The organism is Xanthomonas euroxanthea (assembly GCF_900476395.1).
Lineage (GTDB): Bacteria > Pseudomonadota > Gammaproteobacteria > Xanthomonadales > Xanthomonadaceae > Xanthomonas > Xanthomonas euroxanthea.
Map to the genome: position 1 here is coordinate 1,360,773 of NZ_UIHB01000001.1, position 24,229 is coordinate 1,385,001.

The 24,229-nt window shown below is 67.9% G+C and carries 17 protein-coding genes; 10 read left to right on the top strand and 7 right to left on the bottom strand.

Annotation, left to right across the window (positions count from 1 at the left end; genetic code table 11):
- Window positions 1–21 precede the first annotated feature (21 nt).
- Genes CPBF1521_RS06060 through CPBF1521_RS06070 form a run of 3 tightly spaced genes read right to left on the bottom strand, consistent with a single transcriptional unit; the run spans window position 22 to window position 5,761 of the window.
- On the bottom strand, window positions 22–1,332 hold the full coding sequence (locus CPBF1521_RS06060; protein ID WP_104649768.1) for an MFS transporter: 1,311 nt from the start codon (window positions 1,330–1,332) through the stop codon (window positions 22–24).
- Window positions 1,329–3,572, bottom strand: coding sequence for an oligoalginate lyase (locus tag CPBF1521_RS06065; RefSeq protein ID WP_115676333.1), 2,244 nt, complete (start codon window positions 3,570–3,572; stop codon window positions 1,329–1,331). Before CPBF1521_RS06065 ends, CPBF1521_RS06060 begins: the two co-directional genes overlap by 4 nt.
- Window positions 3,569–5,761, bottom strand: coding sequence for a polysaccharide lyase 6 family protein (locus CPBF1521_RS06070; RefSeq protein WP_235858400.1), 2,193 nt, complete (start codon window positions 5,759–5,761; stop codon window positions 3,569–3,571). The genes CPBF1521_RS06065 and CPBF1521_RS06070 overlap by 4 nt, the downstream gene beginning before the upstream one ends.
- 364 nt (window positions 5,762–6,125) lie before the next feature.
- On the opposite strand from CPBF1521_RS06070, the gene CPBF1521_RS06075 reads away from it, so the two are divergent.
- Both CPBF1521_RS06075 and CPBF1521_RS06080 read left to right on the top strand, forming a co-directional pair.
- Window positions 6,126–8,909 carry a TonB-dependent receptor gene (locus CPBF1521_RS06075; RefSeq protein ID WP_238396919.1) on the top strand — a complete coding sequence of 928 codons (2,784 nt, stop codon included), beginning with the start codon at window positions 6,126–6,128 and terminating at the stop codon, window positions 8,907–8,909.
- An 83-nt stretch (window positions 8,910–8,992) separates the two neighbouring features.
- The gene (locus CPBF1521_RS06080; RefSeq protein WP_104532764.1) at window positions 8,993–9,736 is read left to right on the top strand and encodes a FadR/GntR family transcriptional regulator; all 744 of its coding nucleotides are present in this window, start codon (window positions 8,993–8,995) and stop codon (window positions 9,734–9,736) included.
- Between the two features lie 262 nt (window positions 9,737–9,998).
- Here CPBF1521_RS06080 and CPBF1521_RS06085 read toward each other — a convergent pair whose 3' ends face one another.
- Genes CPBF1521_RS06085 through CPBF1521_RS06095 form a run of 3 tightly spaced genes read right to left on the bottom strand, consistent with a single transcriptional unit; the run spans window position 9,999 to window position 13,932 of the window.
- On the bottom strand, window positions 9,999–12,296 hold the full coding sequence (locus tag CPBF1521_RS06085) for a xanthine dehydrogenase family protein molybdopterin-binding subunit (protein WP_115676336.1): 2,298 nt from the start codon (window positions 12,294–12,296) through the stop codon (window positions 9,999–10,001).
- Window positions 12,293–13,381 (bottom strand): FAD binding domain-containing protein, encoded by a 1,089-nt coding sequence (locus CPBF1521_RS06090; RefSeq protein ID WP_181901106.1) that lies wholly within the window; start codon window positions 13,379–13,381, stop codon window positions 12,293–12,295. The genes CPBF1521_RS06085 and CPBF1521_RS06090 overlap by 4 nt, the downstream gene beginning before the upstream one ends.
- Complete coding sequence (locus CPBF1521_RS06095) at window positions 13,354–13,932, bottom strand: (2Fe-2S)-binding protein (protein WP_115676337.1); 579 nt, start codon at window positions 13,930–13,932, stop codon at window positions 13,354–13,356. Before CPBF1521_RS06095 ends, CPBF1521_RS06090 begins: the two co-directional genes overlap by 28 nt.
- A 274-nt stretch (window positions 13,933–14,206) precedes the next feature.
- On the opposite strand from CPBF1521_RS06095, the gene CPBF1521_RS06100 reads away from it, so the two are divergent.
- The 4 genes from CPBF1521_RS06100 to CPBF1521_RS06115 all read left to right on the top strand — a co-directional run bounded on the left by CPBF1521_RS06100 (window position 14,207) and on the right by CPBF1521_RS06115 (window position 17,339).
- Window positions 14,207–15,538, top strand: coding sequence for a DUF763 domain-containing protein (locus CPBF1521_RS06100; RefSeq protein WP_115676338.1), 1,332 nt, complete (start codon window positions 14,207–14,209; stop codon window positions 15,536–15,538).
- The gene (locus CPBF1521_RS06105) at window positions 15,535–16,125 is read left to right on the top strand and encodes a GIY-YIG nuclease family protein (RefSeq protein ID WP_115676339.1); all 591 of its coding nucleotides are present in this window, start codon (window positions 15,535–15,537) and stop codon (window positions 16,123–16,125) included. Before CPBF1521_RS06100 ends, CPBF1521_RS06105 begins: the two co-directional genes overlap by 4 nt.
- A gap of 69 nt (window positions 16,126–16,194) precedes the next feature.
- Window positions 16,195–16,536, top strand: coding sequence for a cupin domain-containing protein (locus CPBF1521_RS06110; RefSeq protein WP_115676340.1), 342 nt, complete (start codon window positions 16,195–16,197; stop codon window positions 16,534–16,536).
- A gap of 149 nt (window positions 16,537–16,685) precedes the next feature.
- On the top strand, window positions 16,686–17,339 hold the full coding sequence (locus CPBF1521_RS06115; RefSeq protein ID WP_115676341.1) for a DNA-binding protein: 654 nt from the start codon (window positions 16,686–16,688) through the stop codon (window positions 17,337–17,339).
- Between the two features lie 80 nt (window positions 17,340–17,419).
- Here the strand turns inward: CPBF1521_RS06115 and CPBF1521_RS21460 are convergent, their stop codons facing one another.
- On the bottom strand, window positions 17,420–17,803 hold the full coding sequence (locus CPBF1521_RS21460) for a hypothetical protein (protein ID WP_181901107.1): 384 nt from the start codon (window positions 17,801–17,803) through the stop codon (window positions 17,420–17,422).
- Between the two features lie 79 nt (window positions 17,804–17,882).
- Here CPBF1521_RS21460 and lexA point away from each other — a divergent pair, with 79 nt between their 5' ends.
- The 4 genes from lexA (at window position 17,883) to CPBF1521_RS06140 (ending at window position 23,989) form a co-directional block, all read left to right on the top strand.
- The gene (gene lexA / locus CPBF1521_RS06125) at window positions 17,883–18,488 is read left to right on the top strand and encodes a transcriptional repressor LexA (protein ID WP_115676342.1); all 606 of its coding nucleotides are present in this window, start codon (window positions 17,883–17,885) and stop codon (window positions 18,486–18,488) included.
- A 1-nt stretch (window position 18,489) separates the two neighbouring features.
- A complete protein-coding gene (gene imuA, locus CPBF1521_RS06130) occupies window positions 18,490–19,143 on the top strand; it encodes a translesion DNA synthesis-associated protein ImuA (protein ID WP_164739239.1) in 654 nt (217 codons plus the stop codon).
- A 9-nt stretch (window positions 19,144–19,152) separates the two neighbouring features.
- The gene (locus CPBF1521_RS06135) at window positions 19,153–20,571 is read left to right on the top strand and encodes a Y-family DNA polymerase (protein ID WP_115676343.1); all 1,419 of its coding nucleotides are present in this window, start codon (window positions 19,153–19,155) and stop codon (window positions 20,569–20,571) included.
- A 166-nt stretch (window positions 20,572–20,737) separates the two neighbouring features.
- Complete coding sequence (locus CPBF1521_RS06140) at window positions 20,738–23,989, top strand: error-prone DNA polymerase (RefSeq protein ID WP_181901108.1); 3,252 nt, start codon at window positions 20,738–20,740, stop codon at window positions 23,987–23,989.
- Window positions 23,990–24,229 lie beyond the last annotated feature (240 nt).

A 24,229-nucleotide genomic window follows, 5' to 3' on the forward strand; every position in this document is an offset into this window, starting at 1 on the left:
CGGAGTAGGCGGCGGGCACGGTCAGGTGCCCGGTGCGTCGAGTCGGTGGATGCGGCCGGTGACCAGCCACAGCGCGGCCAGCGAGGCCGGCACCAGCGCGGCGACCAGGATGAACATCGGTGCGTACGAGGTCGCGGTCATCACCGGGACCAGCCAGGTGGTGATCAGGGTGCCGGCCACCGCGGCCATGCCGCCGATGCCGGCCAGCGAGCCGACCGATTTACCGGCGAACAGGTCGCCGGGCAGGGTCTGGATATTGCCGATGGCGATCTGGAAGCCGAACAGCACGGCGGCAATCGTCAGCACCGCCATGCGCGGGTCGGCCGCCTGCACGGCGCCCAGCAGCGCCGGCGCCATGATGGCCCCGCCCAGGGTGATGGTCCATTTGCGCGCGCGGTCCACGCTCCAGCCGGCCGCGATCAGGCGCCCGGACAGCCAGCCGCCGCACAGGCTGCCCAGCATCGCACCGACGAATGGCACCCAGGCGAACGCACCGATCTGCTTGATGTCGAAGTGGAAGGTCTCGGCCAGGTAGATCGGCAGCCACGACACGAACAGCCACCAGATCGGATCCAGGAAGAACCGCGCCAGCACGATGCCCCAGCTTTGCCGGTGCGACATCAGCTGGCGCAGCGTGGGCAGGTAGGCCGGCGGCGGCGCGCTGCCGGCCTCGGGTGCATCCAGGATCAACGCCCGCTCGGCCGCGTTGACCCAGGGATGCCGGTCCGGCCCGGCGCGGTAGATCACCAGCCACGGCAGCAACCACAGCATGCCCAGCACGCCGACCAGCACGAAGGTGCCCTTCCAGCCGAACGACAGGAACAGCAGCGCGATCAGCGGCGCCGAGACGATCGCGCCGATGGAGGCGCCGGCATTGAAGATGCCCTGCGCCAGCGCACGCTCGCGGGCGGGAAACCATTCCGCATTGGCCTTGACCGCGCCCGGCCAGGCGCCGGCTTCGCTGATGCCCAGCAGTGCGCGCACCACCGAGAACGCCATGATGGAGTGGGTGATGGCATGCAGCGCAATGGAGAGCGACCACACCGCGATGGACAAGGCAAAGCCGAGCCGGGTGCCGATGATGTCGAACAGCCGTCCGAACACGAACTGCCCGGCGGCATAGAACAGCATGAAGATGGTGACCAGCAGCGCGTAGTCTTCCTTGGTGGCGCCGATGTCGCGCGAGATCGCCGGCCACATCACCGCCAGCGCGTTGCGGTCGATGTAGTTGATCACCGTGGCCACCGCGATCAGCGCCACGATCAGCCAGCGCACCGCCGAGCGTTTGCCCGCCGGGCGCGTGGGTGTGGTGGAGGTGGAGTGGGTGCTCATTTTTCACCTGCAGCGCGATCGAAGCGCGCGTAACCGCCGCGCCAGCGGTAGTGCTGGCCGGCGGCCTGCACCTGGTGGGCGCGTTGTGCATCGGCGTCGTCGGCCACTGCCAGCGCGATGCGCTGGCCGCCGACCAGGGTGAGCACGATCACCTCGGCATCGTCGCCGCGCACGTGCTCGATGGCGCGGATGCGGCTGTCGGCGCCATGCACGTATTCGGCGGTGCCGTTGTATTCGCCATGCGGTTCCAGCACGCCGAAGAAGCTGACGTTCGCCTGCCCATCGACACGCTGGATCAGCGCCGGTTCGCGGCGCAGGTTGAAGTCCGGATCGTTGGCGCCGCTTTCCACCAGCAGCGCACGCGCAGGCGCGCTGCTGCCGAAGCGGTAGCTGTAGAAGCGGCCGGCGAGCAGCCAGCTCAGGCTGCGCGTGTCGGTGCTCGCATCGCTGGAGGCATCCACCCACAGATGCTGATAGCCGTTGGCCTTGCCCAGCACCGGGCGTTGCGTCAGTGCGCGCTCTGCGGTGAAGCCGACCTGCATGATCTGCCCGTTGAAGTGCAGCGGCAGGTCGTAGCGTGCCGGCGCGCTGCCGCTGACGCGCAGCAGGTCGACCACCACCGGCAGGCGCAGCTGTGGGTGCGACAGCAGCGCCTGGGTGCGGGTGAAGCTGACCCCGTCGTAGGCCTGCTGCATGCGCGCCGAGGCGATCTGGGTGTCGGCACTGCTGGCGAACAGCAGCTGCGTCGGCGCATGCTGCTCGCCCACTTTCCAGTCGCCGTTGAAGTGGCTGGTCTCGTTCACCACCAGCGTGTTGTGCGCGATGGTCTGCTTGGCCCAGCTGCTGTTTTCCGGCAGATAGATGCCGCCGGCCTTGGCTTCCACGTTCAGGAAACGCGCCGCGCCGTAGTCGGTGACCACGCGCTGGCCGTTGTCGTAGAACAGCCAGTTCAACTTGTCGAAGTGGCCGTGGCCCATGCCTTGCGAGGTGTTCTTCATCACCAGCGTCTGGCCGTCGTCGCCGCCGCTGCGCAGGATCGCCAGCGCGCCCTGGTCGCCCTGTGCGCCATCGCGCAGCAACACGCTGCCGAAGGCGAACGGTTGGGCGTGGTCCTGCGCGAGCGCGCTGGCCACGGCCAGGCCTTCGGGGGTGAGCAGCACGCGGCGCTGGCGTTGTGCGATGGACAGCAGTTGCGCATCGTGGGTCTGCGCGTAGGCGATGCCGATGCCGGCCACCAGTTCCTCGGTGTCCAGGCCCTTGTCGAGGATGGCATCGTTGATCGGGAAGAAATAGCCGCCGTAGCTGCTCTGCACCAGGCTGTTTACGGCCTTCAGCAGCACGCCGTCGCGGCGCTGGAAGATGCGTTGCTGCGGCTGGTTGCGCGCGATCGCGTTGGCGAACAGCACGAACGGCGCCAGGGCATAGCGTTGGTAATACGGGCCTTCGGCGTAGTAGCCGTCCGGCGAGAACAACTGGTCCACCTGCGCCAGGAAGCCGGCCTTGCCATCGCGCCTGCTGCCGCGCAGCGCCTTGTCCACCAGCGCCTGGTCGCGCAGCACATAGCCGGTCATGCCGACGGCGGCCACCGCCCAGGTGGCGTGGTTGTGGATCTTGTCGAAGTTGTCTGCGCTTTCGTCGCACAAAAAGTGCGCCATGCGCGCGAACACGTCGCGGTCGATGGTGGCGCGGTCCTGCGCGCTGAGCGTGTCGCGGATGGCGTCGTAGCCCTGGCTTGCGTAGACCAGCCACACCGAGTCGTTCAAGGACTGCCAGAACAGCCGTCCCGGCACCTGGCCGCGCCCGGCGGGGTGTGCGCCCAGCGTGGGATACAGGCGCGCGTAGGCCAGCAACACGTCGCGCGCATAGTCGGCATAGGCGCGGTCGCCGGTGAGCCGGTACAGCGCGCCGGCTGCCTGGATTGCCTGGTAGTTGCGTTTGTGCTGTTCGTGGCTGGCGCCGCCGCCGGGGTCCCTGGGCACCGGCACGTCCACACCGGCCCGCATCGCTGCGCGCACGCTGGCTTGTGCGCGTGCCTGTTCGCGGGCGAATACCGGCAGCCTGGCGCCATCGCTGGCCATGGCGCGCCATTGCTGGGCGGTGACCAGCACCGGGGCGGCATCGGTGGCGCGCGGTTGCGGCTGCGCTGCTTGTTCGGCCGCCGGTGACGGCGCGGCGCTGCAGGGCAGGGCGCTGCCGGCGCCGACCAGGACCAGCAGCAACAGGCGGGTGGAACGGGTCATAGCAGGGGCTCCGCTGCGTCGGCATGCAACGCCGGGGTGCGGACGAACCGGTTGCCGCTGGCGATCAGGTGGGGCGTGCCGGTGGTGGGTTGCGCCAGGATCGCGGCGCTGTCGACGAAGCGGTTGTTGCGCAGCGCGACACGCTGCACGCCGTGCAGGCGCAGCGACGCATCCGCAGCGCGGCCGACCTGCGTGAAGTGCGAGTCGCTCAGCTGCAGCACCGGGCCGAAGGTGCTTTCATCGCGGCCGCCGCGATACAGGTCCAGCACCGGCCCGGCGACACGGTGAAACTGCGACTGCCGCACCGTCACCTGTTCGACGTTGTAGGTGCCACGGTCGTCGGTCTCGGCGCGTGCGGACAGCACCCGGCCGGAGACGTCTTCGACCAGCAATCTGTCCAGCAGGATGTGGTCGGCCAGGCTGCCCTTGCCGAGCGCGATCACATCGAAGCCGGGCTGTGCGTCCAGATGATGCAGGTGGGTGTCGCGCAGCGTGAGCTGGTACTGCGCCACGGCGGTGCCGGGGCTGGTGCGGATCACTGCGTTGCCCGGCTGTGCGGGCGCGGCGCGGCCATCGATCTCGAGCCGGGCCAGGCTGAGTGTGCCGCCGGGCGCGATCTGGAACAGCGCCGGCTGCGAAAAGCGGATCCGCGCACGCCCGTGTTGCGGGCCTTCCAGCGTCAGTGGCCGGTCCACGTCGAGGATGTCATCGACCTGGTAGCGCCCTGCATCCAGCTGCAGGCGATCGCCGGGGGCGGCGTGCGCCACGGCGTCGGTCAGGCTGGTCGGGCCCGGCCGCACGCGCGTACGGCGGCCGCTGTCGGTCACCGCCTGCGGCGCCTGCTTGGGATACCAGCTCACGCCCACCTGGTCGCGTGCGATGTAGCTCAGCGCCGGGTCGGCGCCGACGCCGGTGGCGTTGTCGGCGACCAGCAAGCCGGTGCTGGCGCGGGTCATCGTCACCTGGCGGCTGTTGACACCGCCGGGCAGGCGGGTGGATGCCAGCGGGCTTTGCAGGTTGCCGGCAAACGCAATGCCGGACAGATCGCCCAGCACGCGCACCGGGTCGGTGGCGGCCACGATCAGGTTGCCGGCAAAGCGGCTGTTGATCGGCGCGGCGGTGCGCTCGGCATCCATGCCGGCACCGAAGAACAGCTGGTTGACGCTGACGAAGGTATTGCGCTCGATGCGCGCCTGGTCCACCTGCACGTAGCGGTTGGCGGGCGAATTGGGCACCCCGTACATGATGCTCAGCGCCGACGAATAGCCATCCCCGGCCAGGTTTTCCAGGTAGTTGTGGCGCACGGTCTGCTTGCGGTTGATCACGCGGATGCCACCGGTGTTGGCCTTGCCATCGCCGAAGAACACGTTGCGCTCGACCAGGTTGCCATCGCCATGCCGCAGCACCAGCGCGCCGCGCGATTGCTTGAACACATTGCCGCGGTAGGTGTTGCCGCCGGACTTGTTGGAGACCACCTCCACCTCGCCGTCGCAGCCTTCGAACCAGTTGTTGTCCACCACCGAGTTGGAGGCGCTGTCGGCGTCGCTGCTGGTGCCGATGCGCAGCGTCTCGCCGCCATTGGCGCCCAGGTTGGGGCGTGGCCCGAACCAGTTGTGGTCGATGCGATGGCGATTGTCCAGGCCCTGGGTGGCGTCGCGCACCACCACCAGGGTGGGGCCGGCATTGGTCTTGCCGACCAGCTGGTTGTGGTCGAAGCGGTTGTCGCTGTCGTACAGCGCCACCCAGTTGTCCGAATCGTTGCGGGTGGGCTTGCTGAAGCCGTCCACCACCACCCGGGTGATGCGGCTGTGGCGCGCGCGTTCCTTGCTGGAGATGCGGTACGACAGCACCGCATCGCCCGGGCCGTGGCCGTCGCGGAACACCAGGTCCGACACCACCAGGTAGGTGCCGGCCATGCGCAGGTCGGAGGTGCCACTGATGATCACCTTGCCGGGCGTCTGCGCGGTGAGGGTGATCGGCTGCTCGGCGGTGCCTTGCCCGCGCAGCACGATGGCGAAATCCCGCCACTGCCCATCGGCCAGCACGATGCGATCGCCGGCACGCAGCGCGGCCGCTGCCACGGCGTATTCGCTCTGGTCGTGCACCAGGTACGAGGTGGCTTGGGCCGAGCCGATCCAGGCGGGCGCGCACAGCAGCAACAGGCAGGCAAGGGAAACGGGGGATCGCATCGGGATGCTCCTGGACGCTGGCGCGTCGGTGATGGCCGAGGGTAACAGTGCAGGCTGGATCGTCAACCAAAAGAGTAGTCCAGTTGGTCGCTATTGAAGCTCGGGAAACGCCGGATGTCATGCTGCGTACGCACAAAAATGGCCTTGAAATTGGCCTAGATAGGTGGCTCTCTCGGTAAATCAAAGAAATGATTGACTTGCCGTGTATCCCCGTGGAATCTCCATCGCGCTCGGTTTCGAGCATCCTTTGGGAGGAGGAATTGTGCGATACACAGAATTAGTCCAATTACGTATACCAGTTAGTCGGACCGTCTTGGCGCAGGCACTGCTGGGCGCTGTTGCGCTGGCCGGCACACACGTGGCCATGGCCCAGCAGACCGATGCTGCCCAGTCGCCGCCGCAGCAGGCGCCCACCACGCTGGACCAGGTCAAGGTCACCGGCATCCGCAGTTCGATCCAGTCGTCCATCGACAGCAAGCGCGAGCAGACGGTGGTGGCCGACGTGCTGTCGGCCGAGGACATCGGCGATCTGCCGGCGCTGTCGATCGGCGAGGCGATCGAGACCATCACCGGAGCGGCCACGCACCGCGAAAAGGGCGGCGCGTCGGAGATTTCCATCCGTGGCCTGGGGCCGTTCCTGGGCTCGGCCACCTTCAACGGGCGCGAGGCCAGCAACGGCAGCGGCGACCGTTCGGTGAACTTCAACCAGTTCCCCTCCGAACTCATCAACACCGTGGCGATCTACAAGACCCAGCGCGCCGATTTCGTCGAAGGCGGCATCGCCGGCACGGTCAACATGCAGACCGTGCGGCCGCTGGAATTCGGCAAGCGCCGCGTGCAGCTGGACGGGCGGGCGACCTATGCCGACGGCGACAGCAAGCTGCGCGACGCCGACGGCGTGGGCTGGCGCGGCACCGTCAGCTACCTGGACCAATTCGACCTGCGCGGGGCCGGCAAGCTCGGGGTCTCGCTCGGCCTGCAGCGGCTGGAAGGCACCAACCCGGAAGAGGTGATGAGCAGCAGCTCCACCTGGACGGCCTGCAACGCCAACGAGGTGGTGGGCGCCAGCCGCAACTGCACCGCCGTGACCCCGGCGCAGGTGCAGGCGGGCACGCCGTACTACCTGGCGCCCGGCAGTCGCGTGTACCGCCAGATCAGCGAACACGATCAACGCGATGCCGCCTTCGCGGCGCTGCAATGGCGGCCGTTCGACGGCCTGGACGTGGCCCTGGATTACCAGGACTCGCAGCGCACCGTCACCGAAGACCGCGCCGAGCTCAATTTCTCCGAGACCTTGCGCAACCTCAACAACCGCCAGGTGGGCGACAACGGCGCCTTGCTAGGCCATACCGGCAGCAGCACGGTCGAATCCTCCACCGACTACAAGGTGCGCGACGAGCAGTACCGCGGTGGCGGGCTGCGCGTGGAATGGCGCCCGAACGCGGCCTGGATGCTGTCCACCGACCTGTCGTATTCGCGCACCGAGCGCAGCGAGATCGACCGCATGATGCGGCTGCGCTCCAATGCCACCGACATCAACGGCAACCGCGTGCCCGGGATCAACGGGCAGCGCGTGGACTACACCTATACCTATGCCGGCGATGTGCCGGGGATCGTGGTCGATCCTGCGTTCGACCTGAACAACCCGGACAATTTCAGCGCGGCCGCGCGTGCGCGCCGCGACGAGTTGCGCCGCGAGCACACCATCCGGGCCTGGCGCTTCGATGGCGCCTTCACCCCGGAAAGCGGGCTGCTTACCTCCATCAAGGGTGGCGTGCGCCTGTCCGAGGCGACCTACCGCGACCTGGACGACCGCGTCGAGCGCAACGTCACCGATGCGGCCACGATCCGCGCCGCCAACCTGGCCTGCCGGCAACCGTTCCCGCAGGAGGATTTCCTCTCCGGCGCCAGCGGCAACACCATCCAGCAATGGGCCACCTTCGACAGCCGCTGTCTGTTCGGCGCCATTACCGGCGTGGACGACACCGGCCGCAATGCCGACCCGCGCGGCACCGCCGACGCCGACGTGGAAGAAAAGACCCGCGCGTTGTACGTGATGGGCGAATTTGCCAGCACGCTGTTCGGGTTGCCGCTGGATGGCAACCTGGGCGTGCGCTGGGTGCGCACCGATGTGAGCTCGGTGGGATTGCGCGGCGAGCTGGACGTCATCGACAACCCCGACGGCACCATCCAGCTGGTGGAAACCGGACGCTTCGCCGCGCAGACGGTGCGCGCGTCCAACCGCGTGTTCCTGCCCAGCTTCAACGCCAACATCGGCCTGACCGACCAGACCCAGCTGCGCTTCGGGCTGTACCGGGCCATGGCCCGCCCGGATCTGGTGGCGCTGTCTGCCGGGCGCACCTTCATCCTGGAACCGGGGACCGAATTCACGACCGTCGGCGAGGCGATCGGCAGCATCACCGCCACCGGCAACCCGCGCACGCGGCCGCTGCTGTCGTCCAATGCAGACGTGTCGCTGGAGTGGTACCCCAATGCCGATTCCCTGCTCAGCGCCGCGGTCTACTACAAGCAGTTCACCGGGGGCGCGGTGCCCACGGTGGTGGACGAACGCTTCGTCATCGACGGCACGTCGGTGGTGGTGCCGGTGGTGCAGGACGTCACCACCCGGCAGAAAAGCGATCTCACCGGGCTGGAGCTGACCGGCACCCACCGCTTCTCCTACCTGCCGGCGCCATTCGACGGCCTGGGCGTCAAGCTGAGCTACAACTACGCCGATTCCAACTACAAGACCCAGGATCTGCGCCTGGGCGACCAGGTCGATCCGGCGACCGGGCTGGTGAGCGGCGGCATCGTCGCGCCGGCCAACATCTTCGGCCTGTCGCGGCACGTGTTCTCCGGCCAGCTGTATTACGCCATCGGCGCGGTCGACCTGCAGGCCATCTACAAGTACCGCTCGGAGTATTTCCAGAAGTTCGTCGGTGCCCCGGCGCAGAACCGCTACGTGCGCGACAGTGGCACCCTGGACCTGCGTGCCAGCTACCGTTTCAATGCGCAGCTGTCGGTGTCGCTGGAGGCGTCCAACCTGACCAACGAGCCACGGATCTCCGACATGCCGGTGCCCGGCAGCTTCCGTGAGTACAACACCTACGGGCGACGCTATTATTTGGGGGTGCGCTACCGGTTCTAGCGTCGCCACCGGCGCGGTTTCCGCCGCGCCACCTGTCCGGCACCCGCGTGCCGGGCCGATCACCTTGAGGGTTTGAGTCGCCGATGTCCGAAAACCGCCTGTACCACTCCGTTGCCGCCAAGATCCGCGCGCTGATCGACACGGGCGAATTCCCGGTCGGCTCGCGCCTGCCGGGCGAACGCGAGTTGGCCGAGCGCTTCGGCGTCAGCCGCGTGACCGTGCGCGAGGCCGAGATCGCCCTGGAGGCGCAGGGCCGCATCGTGATCAAGATCGGCTCGGGCGTGTACGTCAAGCCACGCCTGGCCTCGGACGAAGGCGCCTTGCCGGATGTCAGCGCGTTCGAGCTGACCGCCGCGCGCGCGGTGATCGAGGCGGAAGCGGCCGCGTTGGCGGCCAGCCACATCACCGATGCGGAACTGGATGAATTGAATGGCATGATCCAGGCGCTGTCGGCGCCTGGGCTCAGCGATGCGGCCGCCGCCGACTACGACCGCGCCTTCCATCTGGCGATCGCGCGGATCAGCGGCAACCCGGTGGTGGCGCACTGCGTGCAGCTGATCTGGCGCATGCGCAACGAGTTGCCGCGCGTGCGCGAGGTGTACGCGCGGGTCTGCCACGACGACGGCGCCACCCGTGTGGACGAGCACACCGCCATCCTGCAGGCCCTGCAGCAACGCGACCCGATGGCGGCACGCACGGCCATGCGCAACCACTTCCAGCGCTTGTTCGAATCCATGCTGGAAGCGACCGAGAACGATGCCCTGGCGGAGATCCGCCGCCGCACCCAGCAGGACCGCGCGCATTTTCTGGCGGCCACGCGCACCTGAGTGCATCGCATGGTCGGTTGGGCGCAATGCGTCGACCGCCAGCGGCACTTTTGTGCCGCCGACACTGGATTCTGCGAAAGACCCATCCTCCAATCAGCTGGACGCGCCGTCTGTCCTGTTCGGCACCACCGACGCGCGGCTGACCGGGTTGTTGCGCCTGCGGTTGCCGCAGACGCTGCAGCGATGACACGCTGCCGGCGCGTCCGCCCTCAGGCAGATGGCTCTACCTGAGGGGCGCGCGCGGGCACCTGCAGTGCAGGCCTCAGTCCGCCATCACCTTGTCCGGCGTCATCGGGGTACTGCGGATGCGCTTGCCGGTGGCATGGAAGATCGCATTGCAGATCGCCGCCGAGACGCCGACCAGGCCGATCTCGCCCACGCCCTTGGCACCGAGGCTGCTGACGATGCGGTCGTCCTCGTCGGCGAAGATCACATCGATGTCGTGGATGTCGGCATTGGCCGAGACGTGATACATCGCAAAATCGTGATTCATGAAACGGCCGAAGCGGTGATCGGACTGGGTGTGTTCGTGCAGCGCCTGGCCGATGCCCCAGACCACGCCGCCGACGATCTGGCTGCGCGCGGTGATCGGGTTGAGGATGCGCCCGGCCGCCACGGCGCTGACCACGCGGGTGACCCGCACCGTGCCGAGCTCCTCGTCCACCCGTACTTCCACGAACACCGCGCCATGGGTGGCACGGGTGTAGTTGCGTTGCTTGAGCACATTGGGCAGCAGCAGGAACTTGTCTTCGATCTGTTCCAGCTGGGAAGCACGCAATACCTCGGTCAGGGCGATGGTGGTGCCGGCGTCGGCGCGCAACGCCAGCGTGCCATCGGCAAAGACCACCTCGTCCAGCTTGGCCTTGGTGAAGCGCGAATTCGGTAACGCCTGCGCCAGCCGCAGCAGCCGCGCGCGCAATTTGCCGCACACGCCATCCACCGCCGAGCCCACCGTGGTCACGTGCGAGGAGCCGCCTTCGATCGGTGCCACCGGCAGCGTCGAATCGCCCAGCTGGAAGGTGACCTGTTCCAGCGGAAGGCCCAGTGCTTCGGCCGCGATCATCGCCATCACCGTATAGGTGCCGGTACCGATATCGCTGGCTGCGCTGCTCACCACCAGCCGGCCATCGGCGTGCAGCACCGCGTGCGCGCGCGCAAACATCTGCATCGCATCCCATTGCCCGGTGGCCATGCCCCAGCCCACCCATTCGTTGCCTTCCTTGCGTGCGCGCGGCTGCAACGGGCGCTGCGCCCAGCCGAAGCGCTCGGCGCCTTGCTGGTAGCACGCGCGCAGTGCCTTGGTGGAGTAGGGCTTGTCGTCGGCCGGGTTGACCTCGGCGTAGTTCTTCAGGCGCAGCGCCAGCGGATCCATGCCCAATTCATAGGACAGCTCGTCCATTGCCACTTCCAGCGCATGCACGCCGTGTGCGGCGCCGGGGGCGCGCATGTCCATCGGGCTGAACTGGTCCAGGCTCACCAGGTTGTAGCCCAGATGCACGTTGTCGCAGGCATACAGCTGCCCGCTCCAGTTGACCACCACCTCGACGTAATCCTCGATCCGCGAGGTCTCGGCGATGGCCTCGTGCCAGATCGCCTGCAGGCGGCCATCGCGGTCGGCACCGAGCTTGAGCCGCTGCAGCGTCTCCGGGCGATGGCCGAAGGTGAACATCTGTTGCCGCGTCAGTACCACGCGTACCGAGCGGTCCAGCAGGATCGAGGCCATCACCGCCAGCGGCAACTGGTACTGCGGGCGCAACCCGGAGCCGAAGGCGCCGCCCACGTACGGATTGCGCACGGTGACCTTGCGCTTGCTCAGGCCGAACACATGCGAGACATACCAGCGGCTGTTCTGCGAGCCCTGGGTCTTGTCGTAGATGGTGAAGTGGCCATCGGCGTCGCGGATCACCGTGGAGGCGAACAGCTCCATCGGATTGTGGTGCTCCACGCCGCTGTAATAGTCGGCCTGCACCTGGACGGCGGCATTGGCGAAGGCGCTGTCCGGCTCGCCCTTGTCCTTGGGGGGCGGCGAGAAACCGGCCTTCATGGCCTTGGGCTTGTGCGCACGGTCCAGGTTGGTCATCAGGTTGGTGTCGTGCGGGTCCTGCAGCAGTTCCACTTCCACCAGATGCGCTGCATGGCGCGCCGCTTCGAAGGTGTCGGCCACCACCAGCGCGATCGGCTGGCCGCTGTACAGGATTTTGTTGTCGTACAAGGGGCGGAACGGCGAACCGGCCGGTGCGGTCATGTCCTTGTAGAACACGTCCATGCCGCGCATATGCGGGCGGTTTTCATGGGTGACGATCTCCAGCACGCCGGGTACCGCACGCGCGGCGTCGAGATGGAAGGCGACGATCTCGCCCTTGGCGATGCTGCTGTTGACCACCACGCCATAGGCCAGGTCGGGCACCGGCCATTCTGCGGCATAGCGCGCCTGGCCGGTGACCTTGGCGCGCCCGTCGATGCGGGTGACGCCGGTGCCGGTGGGGCGATAGCCGGTGCCGTTGTCGGCAACCGGCGGGCTCAGGTCGTTGTCGGGTGCATCGGTGCTGCGTGCGTTCATGGCGCTTCCTCCAGCGCGCTGGTTCGCCCGCGGTTGTCGATGGTGCCCTCGCGGGCGACGTCCAGCGCACGCACGATCACGCGGCGTGCCAGCGGCAGCTTGAAGGCGTTCTTGCCTTGCGGTTGCGCACCCTGCAGCAGGGCATCGGCCAGGATGCCGAAGCTCTCGGCCGTGGCCGGTTTGCCCACCAGCTGCGCTTCGGCGTCGGCATTGCGCCAGGGCTTGTGCGCCACGCCGCCCAGGGCAACGCGCACCTCGCGGATGCTGCCGTCCTCGGCCAGGTCCAGCGCGGCGGCTACCGACACCAGCGCGAATGCGTACGACAGCCGCTCGCGGATTTTCAGGTAGGCGCTATGCGCGACGAAGCGCTGCGCATCGGGCAGGTCGATATGCACGATCAGCTCGTTCGGAGCCAGCGTGCTGTCCAGCTCCGGGTGCTCGCCGGGCAGGCGGTGGAACTGCGCGAATGGGATGTCGCGCTCGCCATTGGGGCCTTGCACGTGCACCACCGCGTCCAGCGCAGCCAGCGCGACGCACATGTCCGACGGGTGCGTGGCAATGCACTGCGCGCTGGCGCCGAGGATGGCGTTGTAGGTGGTGAGCCCGCCGATGGCCGAGCAGCCGGTACCGGGCTCGCGCTTGTTGCATGGGGTGGCGTGGTCGTAGAAATACAGGCAGCGCGTGCGCTGCAGCAGGTTGCCGCCATTGCTGGCCATGTTGCGGATCTGCGGCGAGGCGCCGGCCAGGATCGCCGCGCTCAGCAAGGGGTAACGCGTTTCCACGTCCGGGTGGTAAGCGGTGTCGGCGTTGCGCGCGAGCGCGCCCAGGCGCAGGCCGCCATCGGGTTGGCTGGTGATGCTAGCCAGCGGCAGACGATTGATGTCGACCAGGCTACCCGGCCGCATCAGCTGCAGCTTCATCAGGTCGGTGAGATTGGTGCCACCGGCGATCAGGCGCACCGGGGCTTCGGCGGGCACCGGGTGCGGGTCGCTGCCACGCACCGACAACGCGGTGAGGGCCGCATCGACGGAGTCCGCGCGCGTGTAGGTGAGCGGAATCATGCCGGCACCGTCCCTGGGGTCCATGGCGTGGCGGCGCTGTCGCTGCTGTCGCTGGGCTTGCCCATGACCTGCATCACCGCATCGGTGATCTGCGGGTAGGCACCGCAGCGGCACAGGTTGCCGCTCATCAGCTCGCGCACCTGGTCGCGGTCGTGTGCCTTGCCTTCCTTGATCAGGCCCACCGCCGAACACAACTGCCCGGGCGTGCAATAGCCGCACTGGAAGGCGTCGTTGTCGATGAAGGCGCGCTGCAGCGGATGCAGCTGGTCACCCTCGGCCAGGCCTTCGACGGTGGTGATCTCGGCGCCGTCCTGCATGACGGCAAGCGTCAGGCAGCTGTTGATGCGGCGCCCATCGACCAGCACCGTGCAGGCACCGCACTGGCCGTGGTCGCAGCCTTTCTTGGTGCCGGTGAGGTCGAGCCGGTCGCGCAACAGGTCGAGCAGGCTGACCCAGGCTTCGAGCTGCAATTGGTAAGGCTGACCATTGATGCGCAGGTTGACCGGGTAGGTCGGCGCGGCAGTGGTGGCGGTGGCCGGCGCCGTGTCACGGGCTGCGGCGGGAGTGGCATTCATGCGAGCCCCGTGGCGATGGCTGAGAGGGCCTTCACCTTGACCACGCGACGGTCAACGCAGGGTGTAGGCAATGCGGTGATGATGTTCACATCGGTACGTGGGTGATGCCCGGACATGCGCGGCACTGCGCGATGGCAATGGGCCGAGCTCGCCGCGCCGGCGCCAGCGGCCAGCTGGAACTGAACTCGTCAGTTGCGCGTTATTGCGGTCCACGCCAATCGCACGGCGTGCGACGGCGGTCTCGGTATCCTGTGCAGATGACGACGAGGTTGCAATGAGCCGGCGCGGCGGCAGTGCCGATCTTCCGCTGCATGGCGGGCGCGTACCGCGCTGGTTGGGTGAGCGGATGACGCGCCTGGGCACGGTGATGTGCGAGGCGATCGTGCACACCTATGGGCGCGATGAATTGTTGCGGCGGCTTGCGCATCCGTTCTGGTTCCAGTCCTTTGGCGCGGTGATGGGGATGGACTGGCATTCCTCCGGCATCACCACCAGCGTGATGGGCGCACTCAAGCGCGGGCTCACGCCGTTGTCCGGCGAACTCGGCATCCATGTCTGCGGTGGGCGCGGGCGGCATTCGCGCGCAACGCCGGCCGAATTGCTTGCGGTAGGCGATGGGGTCGGGCTGGATGGCGCTGCGCTGGCGCAGGCCAGTCGCCTGGTGGCCAAGGTGGACAGCGCCGCGGTGCAGGATGGCTTCGACCTGTATCTGCACAGTTTCATCGTCAGCGACGACGGGCGCTGGGTGGTGGTGCAGCAGGGCATGAACGGGCAACGCAAGCAGGCGCGCCGCTATCACTGGTTGTCGGAAGGGCTGAGCAGTTTTGTGGATGCGCCGCATGCGGCCATCGACGGGCCGCAGCAGGGCAATATCGTCAACCTGGCCGACCATCGTGCCGCTGCCGCGCGTGCGGCGCAGGTGGCGTTGTTGCAGACGCTGCCGCCGGATCGCCTTGCCCGTGAGTGGCAACGCATCGACGCCGCGCAGGCACCGGTTGCGCCTGCTGTGGCGCAGGTGCCGGTCACCGGTGACCTGTTTGCAGGCCAGGGCTGGGACCCCGCGCAGCAACCGCATCTGAGCATGCCCGGCCATCACGACGTGCGCAGCGAAAACGTGATCACCCGCCGGCTGCACGCCAGCCTGGCGGCTGCGGCCGAGTGCGGCCCCGCCGATTTCACCGCGCTGTTGCAGGTGCCGGGCGTGGGCGCGCGCACCGTGCGTTCGCTGGCGATGGTGGCCGAGGTGTTGCATGGCACCCCGTGTCGTTTCAGCGACCCGGCGCGCTTTTCGCTTGCCCACGGCGGCAAGGACAGGCATCCGTTCCCGGTGCCCACGCGCGTGTTGGATCACACCATCGGCGTGCTCAAGCAGGCGATGCAGCAGGCCCGGCTCGGCAACGAGGAGCGGCTGCAGGCCATTGCGCGGCTGGATGCGCAGGCACGTCGGCTGGAGGCCGGCGCACGCGGTCCGTCGGTGGAGGCGTATATCGCGCAGGAACGCGTGGATGCGCACCGCTATGGCGGGCGCAGCGTGTTCGGTTGGGAGCAGCCGGTCGAGGCTCATCAACCGCGTGAGTCGCAGGCGCAGCGCAAGGCAGGCCAATGAGCGCGCAACTGCGCCGTGGCAAGGTGGCCATCGACGGCCGCTGCTTCACCTATGTGTTCCCGTGCCAGTGGGAAGACCATTGCAAGATCGGCTTTTCGCGCGACCCGCTGGGCCGCATCAGCAGCTTGCATCCGCGCTGGTTTGCGTTCTTCGACCTGGAGCGCGGCGTGCTGGTGGAAGCTGAGCGCGAACGCGATGCGCGGGATCTGGAACTGCAACTGCGCCGGCCCCTAGGTGAGCACAACGCACCGGCGCCATTGGCGATTCGCAGTGCGGCGGGAGGGCACACCGAATGGTTTCGTGGTGTGGGGCAGGCGCTCGAGGTGGCAGTGGCGCAGCTGGAGCAGCAGGGATATCGCGTGTTCGCACTCCAGGCCTGGCTGCAGGCGGCAATGGCCCAGCGGATCGATCGCCTGTACGACTGGTCGCTGCTGCAGTTGAGCCAGGATGAACTCGACGGCGTCACCGGGCCCACCGCAGCGCAACAGATGCTGCGCGATGTGCTGGATGGCTACCGCGCACTGGAGCTGCCACTGCAGGCGCATCTGCCCGATGTGATCTGGGACTGGTACTGCCGCAGCCGATAGCCAAGTGCATTGCCGCTGCCTTGACGTGTGCGGCGACAGCATCGGCGCAACCGATGAGGAGACGCGCGCATGCAGTACGCAACGCTGGAATTGAGCAACGCCTTCAAGGTGCTGTTTTCGCTGCGCCAGGTGCAGGCGGCGGAAATGGTGATGGCACCGGGCGATCGCGAGGGTGGCCCGGACAATCGCCATCGCGGCGCCGACCAATGGCTGTTCGTGGTGGACGGCGCGGGCGAGGCCATCGTGGATGGCCACACGCAGGCATTGCAGGCCGGCAGCCTGATCGCGATCGAGCGTGGCCAGGCGCACGAGATTCGCAATACCGGTGACACGCCGCTGAAGACGGTCAACTTCTATCACCCGCCAGCCTACGATGCGCAGGGCGAACCATTGCCGGCAGGCGAAGGCTGACAAGCCACGCGATGGATGCGGGCTGGCAGCGTGCTGTTCAACGGCATGCTGTTCAACGGCGTGTTGTTCAACCGCAAGTGTGTTGTCGACCATGCGTTGACGTGGCGGTTGCTTACATCGGCATGTCACAACGCACCGGGAGCATCCCCATGCCAGAAGCCAAGACGCGGCGCGCGGCCGCCCAGGACAAGCGCGAGGGCAAGTCGGCCAGTACCCAGGCCGGCGAATACGTCAAAGAAGAAATCGACCACGTGCGCGAAGGCAAGCATGGTGCCAAGAGCACCAGGCAGGCAATTGCGATTGGCCTGTCCAAGGCGCGCCGCGATGGCGTGGATGCCAAGCCGTCCAAGAGCGCCTCCAGGAGCACCAGGAAAAAGGCGGCGCAGGACAGTGAGGCGGCCAAGAAGACCACCGCCAAGACCGCAAACAAGACCACCCGCAAAGCGACCAAGCAGACGGCGAAAAAGGCCACCAAGAAGGCCACCAAGAAGGCCACCAAGAAGGCCACCAAGAAGACGACGAAACAGGCGGCCAAAAAAGCCACCAAGAAGACCTCGCCAACGCGGTCGGCAGGCGCCAAGAAAGCCTTGAAGACGGCCAGCAAGAAGACCACCGCCAAGCAGGTTGCCGGCACCCAGGCGCTGTCGCGCCAGGCCAGGAGTACAGCGGCCAAACGCAGTTCCAGCAGCCGCTCGGCAGCGGCCAAGAAAGCTGCCAAGACCAAGGGGCCTGGCGTGCGCAAGGCTGCCGCCAGGAAAGCGGCGGCGACGCGGAAGCGGCCGGCGAGCACGCGCGAGAGCTGATCGATGCTGCTGCCGTCTCGGGCACCCGACGAGAGGGCGGGCGCCTGGTCACACGCGATGTCCCAGCGCCCCGAGGTTCTTCAGAGCAAGGTTCTTGAGAGCAAGGTTCTTGAGAGTGAGCCTGCGCCGTGATCTCGGCGGTAGTCCGCCGCAGGTGGGTGGACCCGCTCCTGCTGCCGGGGGTGCAGGGGCGGCCGCAAGCAATCGGCAAAGGCAGGTGCTTCAATCACGCCGTCGGCCAGCCCAATGTAGCTGCCGTAGAGCTCCGGATCGTCGGCTGACAGCGCAGCGCCATTGAGCACGATGACGGTTTTGCCGGCGACCGCAGCCGTGCGCTTGTTGCCATCCCAGACGGATGCGTGCGCGATAAACCAGGCGCAAGCGCAGCGGCCCGCGCGGCCAGATTCGGCGGTGGATCGGATCCGGCCGGGCGCAGGCCGGTCCTGGCTGAAGCGGCTCAGCAACCTGCACGGGCCAATCTCGCCTGCTGCGACCGATAGGTGTACAAATGTACACCTTGCCCCGTCCGGCCGCTGCACTCCCATGGAACCTCTCTCTCCAAAACGTCTGGCCGTGCTGGCTTTCCTGCAGGAGCAGGCCCACGCAGGGGTGTCGCCCAGCCTGGCCGAGATTGCGCAGGCATTCGGGTTCGCCTCGCGCAATGCCGCGCAAAAGCACGTGCAGGCGCTGGCCGAGGCCGGCTTGATCGAGCTGCTGCCCAATCAGAAGCGGGGCATCCGCATGCCGGGCGGCGCCGCGCGCGATGCGTTGCTGGCCTTGCCGGTGCTGGGGCGGGTGGCGGCCGGCGTGCCGATCGGGGCGGATATCGGCCTGGACCGGCAGCTGTGGCTGGACCGTGCGCTGTTCTCGTTGCGCCCGGACTATCTGCTGCAGGTGCAAGGCGATTCGATGATCGACGACGGCATCCTGGACGGCGATCTGGTCGGCGTGCATCGCAGCAGCGAGGCGCGCGATGGGCAGATCGTGGTGGCGCGGGTGGATGGCGAAATCACCATCAAGCGGCTGGAGCGTGGTGCCGAACGCATCCGCCTGCTGCCGCGCAACCGCGCGCATGCGCCGATCGTGGTGGCCGCCGATGCCGACTTCGCGATCGAAGGGCTGTACTGCGGTCTGATCCGGCAGGGTTGAGATGAGCCAGGAGCCCGCGCGCATCAGGCAGGACGGCAACGCGGCAGTCGCCCTGCCGCTGGACGCCTTGCTGGCCGCACGCACGGTATGGCGCGCAGGTCACGGCACCGCCATCGCCCATGGCGGCGAATCCACCGGGCATGCGGCACTGGACGCATTGCTGCCCGATGGCGGCTGGCCGCGGCGGGCACTGACCGAGTTGCTGCTGCCCGCGCACGGCGTGGGCGAGATCGCGCTGCTGTTGCCCACGCTGGCGCGCATGACCGGCGCCAGCAGCCGGGTGGTGCTGGTGGCGCCGCCGTTCATTCCCTATGCGCCGGCCTGGCAGGCGGGCGGGGTGGTGCTGGACCATCTGGAAGTGGTGCAGGCCGAGCCGCGCGATGCCTTGTGGGCGTTCGAACAATGCCTGCGCAGCGGCGCCTGCGCGGCGGTACTGGGCTGGCCGCAGACCGGCGATGCGCGCGCATTGCGGCGGCTGCAAGTCGCCGCCGACAGCGGCAACTGTTGCGCGTTCGCGCTGCGCGATCGCAAGCATGCGGTCAATGCATCGCCGGCTGCGCTGCGGCTGGAATTTCTGCCTGAGCGCGATGCCTGGCAGGTGCGCAAGTGCCGCGGCGGGCAGGTCCCGTCGCAGCCGTTGCGGCTGGCGCATTGAGGCGCGCGCATGTTGTGGGCCTGCATCTTGCTGCCGCAGCTGGCGCTGGACGCCGTCCTTCGGCGCCTGGAAGAGCCTGACGCACCGCTGGTGCTGGTGGAAGGGCCGGCGCAGTTGCGCAGCCTGCATTCGGTCAATCCAGCGGCGTCCGCCGCCGGCCTGAAAGCCGGCATGCGGCTGTCGGCGGCGCATGCGCTGATGGCCACTGTGCGCACCATCGACTACGAGGCGCAGGCCGAGGCGCGCACCCAGCGGTTTCTTGCGGCATGGGCGTACCGGCACAGTTCGCTGGTGAGCCAGCAATGGTCGCGCGCCATCGTGCTGGAGGCCGGCGCCAGTTTTCAATTGTTCGGGCCGTGGCCGCGTTTCGAGCGTCGGCTGCGCGATGAACTGCAGGCCTTGGGCTTCCAGCACCGGCTTGCCCTGGCACCGACACCGCGTGCCGCGCGTGTGCTGGCCGGTTTGCGCGATGGCATGGTGGTGACGCAGTTGCCGGCCTTGCACGCCACGCTGGACCAGGTGCCGGTACGCCGCGCCGCGTTGCCGGGCGATGCCGGTGAGCGCCTGCAGCACATGGGCGTGCGCACGCTGGCGGCGGTGCGCGCGTTGCCGCGCGATGGGTTGCGCCGGCGGTTCGGTGCGAGCCTGCTCGAGCATCTGGACCGCCTCTACGGCCAGGTCGACGACCCCCTGGAGTGCTACGCACCACCGGATCACTTCGACCAGCGGGTGGAACTCGGCTACGAGGTGGAAATGCATCCGGCGCTGTTGTTCCCGCTACGGCGCCTGATCGGCGATCTGTGCACCTACCTGTCCATCCGCGATGGCGGCGTGCAACGGTTCCTGCTGCGGCTGGAACACGAAGAAGGCGCCACCGATGTCGAGATCGGCCTGCTCACCCCGGAACGGGCGCCGACGCTGTTGTTCGAGCTTGCGCGCAACCGGCTGGAGCGGGTGGAGATCCCGCGGCCGGTGGTGGCGATGCGCCTGCTGGCGCGGCAGCTGCCGCCGTTCGTGCCGGCCATGCGCGATCTGTTCGATCAGCGTGCGCAGCAATCGGTGGAGTGGCCGCAACTGCGCGAGCGCCTGCGTGCGCGGCTCGGCGACGAGGCGGTGTATCGCGTACTGCCGGCCGACGACCCGCGCCCGGAACGCGCCTGGCGGCGCGCCATTGGCGATGCGGTGCGCGAAACCGGTGCGCCGCCACGTCCGCCGCGCCCGACCTGGCTGCTGCCGCAACCGGTGCCCCTGCACGAGACCCAGCTGCGCATCGTCTCCGGGCCGGAGCGGCTGGAAAGCGGCTGGTGGGACGACGACGAGGCGCGTCGCGATTACTACGTGGTGGAAACCGCACGCGGGCGGCAGGCCTGGGTGTTTGCCGCACCAGGCCGTGTCGATGGCTGGATGCTGCACGGGTGGTTTGCATGATCCGCCCCATCCCGTTGCAGCACCGGCGCACTGCCTGCCGGGCCGGTCGCCGCAGCGGTGGCGCAGGCGCCCGATGCCGCGCAGCGAAGCGGCAACGGCAACGCATCGACCTGCAGCGCACTGGAAAACCCGTGCACTGGCAGCGCGAGGCTGACGGCGTGCGCGCATGAGCTGGGATGACGCCGTCGATGGCGTGGACCGCGATACGCCCGGTGGGCGCATGCCGCGCGGCTGGACGGTCGCCGCGCGCTTGCGCGCGGCAAACGACGATATCGCCCATGCCATGGTTGCCGATGGGCTGCCCGCGTATGCCGAGCTGCATTGCCTGTCGGATTTTTCGTTCCTGCGTGGCGCCTCCAGCGCGGAGCAGTTGTTCGCGCGCGCGCAACACTGCGGCTACAGCGCCCTGGCGATCACCGACGAGTGTTCGCTGGCCGGCATCGTGCGCGGCCTGGAAGCCTCGCGCGCCACCGGCGTGCGCCTGATCGTCGGCAGCGAGTTCACCCTGGTCGATGGCACCCGCTTCGTCCTGCTGGTGGAAAACGCGCACGGCTATCCGCAGCTGTGCGCGCTGATCACCACCGCGCGGCGTGCGGCAAGCAAGGGCGCCTATCGGCTGGGGCGTGCCGAGGTGGAGGCACAGTTTCGCGGCGTGGAGCCCGGCGTGTTCGCAGTGTGGTTGCCCGGTGCGCAGCCGCAGGCCGGGCAGGGCACCTGGTTGCAGCAGGTGTTCGGCGCGCGTGCATTCCTGGCGGTGGAGCTGCATCGCGAACAGGACGATGCGGCGCGCTTGCTTGCCCTGCAGGTGCTGGCGCAACAACTGGGCATGAGCGCACTGGCCAGCGGCGATGTGCACATGGCGCAGCGGCGCGAGCGCATCGTGCAGGACACCTTGACCGCCATCCGCCACGGCTTGCCGTTGGCCGAGTGCGGCGCGCATCTGTTCCGCAACGGCGAGCGCCATCTGCGCACGCGGCGGGCCTTGGGCAACATCTACCCGGATGCGCTGCTGCAGGCCGCCGTGGACCTGGCGCAGCGCTGCAGCTTCGATATTTCCAGGCTTGAATACACCTATCCGCGCGAACTGGTGCCGGAAGGACATACGCCGGCGAGTTATCTGCGACAGCTCACCGAAGAGGGGATGCGTGAGCGGTGGCCGGCTGGAACGCCGGCAAAGGTACGCGCCGTCATCGAGAAGGAACTGGCGCTGATCGCGCACAAGAAGTATGAGGCGTTCTTTCTCACCGTGCAGGACGTGGTGCAGTTCGCACGGTCGAAGAAGATTCTCTGCCAGGGCCGTGGCTCATCGGCCAACTCGGCGGTGTGTTATGCATTGGGCATCACGGCGGTCAACCCGGATGAAACGCGTCTGTTGATGGCGCGTTTTCTCTCCGAACAACGCAACGAACCACCGGACATCGACGTCGATTTCGAGCACGAACGCCGCGAGGAGGTGCTGCAGTACGTCTACAACAAATACGGGCGTGAACGCGCGGCGTTGGCCGCCACCGTGATCTGCTATCGCGGCAAGAGCGCCGTGCGCGATGTGGCCAAGGCCTTCGGCCTGCCGCCGGACCAGATCGCGCTGCTGGCCAATTGCTACGGCTGGGGCAATGGCGAAACGCCCATGGAACAGCGCATCGAAGAGGCCGGGTTCGACCTGGCCAACCCGCTGATCAACAAGGTCCTCGTCGTGACCGAACACCTGCGCGATCACCCGCGCCATCTGTCGCAGCATGTGGGCGGATTCGTCATCTCCGATGAACCCTTGTCGCTGCTGGTGCCGGTGGAAAACGCGGCCATGGCCGACCGCACCATCATCCAGTGGGACAAGGACGATCTGGAAACGATGAAGCTGCTCAAGGTCGATTGCCTGGCGCTGGGCATGCTGACCTGCATCCGCAAGACGCTGGAGCTGGTGCGCGGGCATCGTGGGCGCGATTACAGCATCGCCACGCTGCCGGGCGAGGATGCGCCGACCTACAGGATGATCCAGCGCGCCGATACCGTGGGCGTATTCCAGATCGAATCGCGCGCGCAGATGGCGATGCTGCCGCGGCTCAAGCCTGCGGTGTTCTACGACCTGGTGATCGAAGTGGCGATCGTGCGCCCCGGCCCGATCCAGGGCGATATGGTGCATCCGTATCTGCGCAGGCGGCAGGGCCGCGAGGAGGTGAACTATCCCTCGCCGGAGGTGGAGGACATCCTCAAGCCGACGCTCGGTGTGCCGCTGTTCCAGGAACAGGTGATGGAACTGCTGATGCACGCTGCCGATTACACCGAGAGCGAAGCGGACAATCTACGTCGCTCGATGGCGGCCTGGCGGCGCGGCGGCGATATGGAACAGCACCGTACGCGGGTGCGTGAGCGCATGCAGGGCAAAGGCTACGCCTCCACCTTCATCGACCAGATCTTCGAGCAGATCAAGGGCTTCGGTTCCTACGGCTTCCCGCAAAGCCACGCCGCCTCGTTCGCCAAGCTTGTCTACGCCAGTTGCTGGCTCAAGCGCCACGAGCCGGCGGCCTTCGCCTGCGGGCTGCTCAATGCGCAGCCGATGGGTTTCTACTCGGCCAGCCAGATCGTGCAGGACGCGCGCCGCGGCAGTGCCGAGCGCGCGCGCGTGGAGGTGTTGCCGGTGGACGTGCTGCACAGCGATTGGGACAACACGCTGGTCGGTGGCCGGCCCTGGCGCAGCGACCAAGACCCTGGCGAACAACCGGCGATCCGGCTGGGCATGCGCCAGGTCGCCGGGTTATCGGAGGTGGTAGCCAATCGCATTGTCGCCACGCGCGCGCAGCGGGCCTTCGCCGATATCGGCGATCTGTGTCTGCGCGCCGCGCTCGACGAAAAGGCACGCCTGGCATTGGCCGAAGCCGGCGCCCTGCAGGGCATGGTCGGCAATCGCAATGCCGCGCGCTGGGCGATGGCCGGCGTGGAAGCACGCCGGCCGCTGCTGCCGGGCAGCCCGCAGGAACGCGTGGTGGAGTTTGAAGCACCGCGCGCAGGCGAGGAGATCCTGGCCGATTACCGTTCGGTCGGCCTGAGTCTGCGCCAGCATCCGATGGCGCTGCTGCGCCCGCAGATGCGGCAACGGCGCATCCTCGGCCTGCGCGAATTGCAGGGCCGCCGCCACGGCAGCGGCGTGCATGTCGCCGGCCTGGTCACCCAGCGCCAGCGCCCGGCCACTGCCAAGGGCACCATCTTCGTCACCCTGGAAGACGAGCACGGCATGATCAACGTCATCGTCTGGTCGCACCTGGCGCTGCGCCGCCGCCGCGCACTGCTGGAATCGCGCCTGCTGGCCGTGCGTGGCCGCTGGGAACGCGTGGACGGCGTGGAGCACCTGATCGCCGGCGACCTGCACGACCTCAGCGACCTGCTCGGCGACATGCAGCTGCCCTCGCGCGATTTTCATTGAGCCAGTGTGGCTGGCGCGCCTGCTGCGGCGAACGGCCGCGCCAACGCTGCCAGCGTCGGTGCAGCAGCCGACGCATCGTCACCGGTAGAAGATCCCCGATATGACGATGCAGCCGCTGGCACGCGTTGATGCACGCCTGCCGCCCTGGTGGACACACCTTCAGGCATTCCAGTCGCCACATCACGCACACTGTCACGCCGCGGCGCAGCTGGACGGAACCCTGCGTAGGCGCTAGCGTGG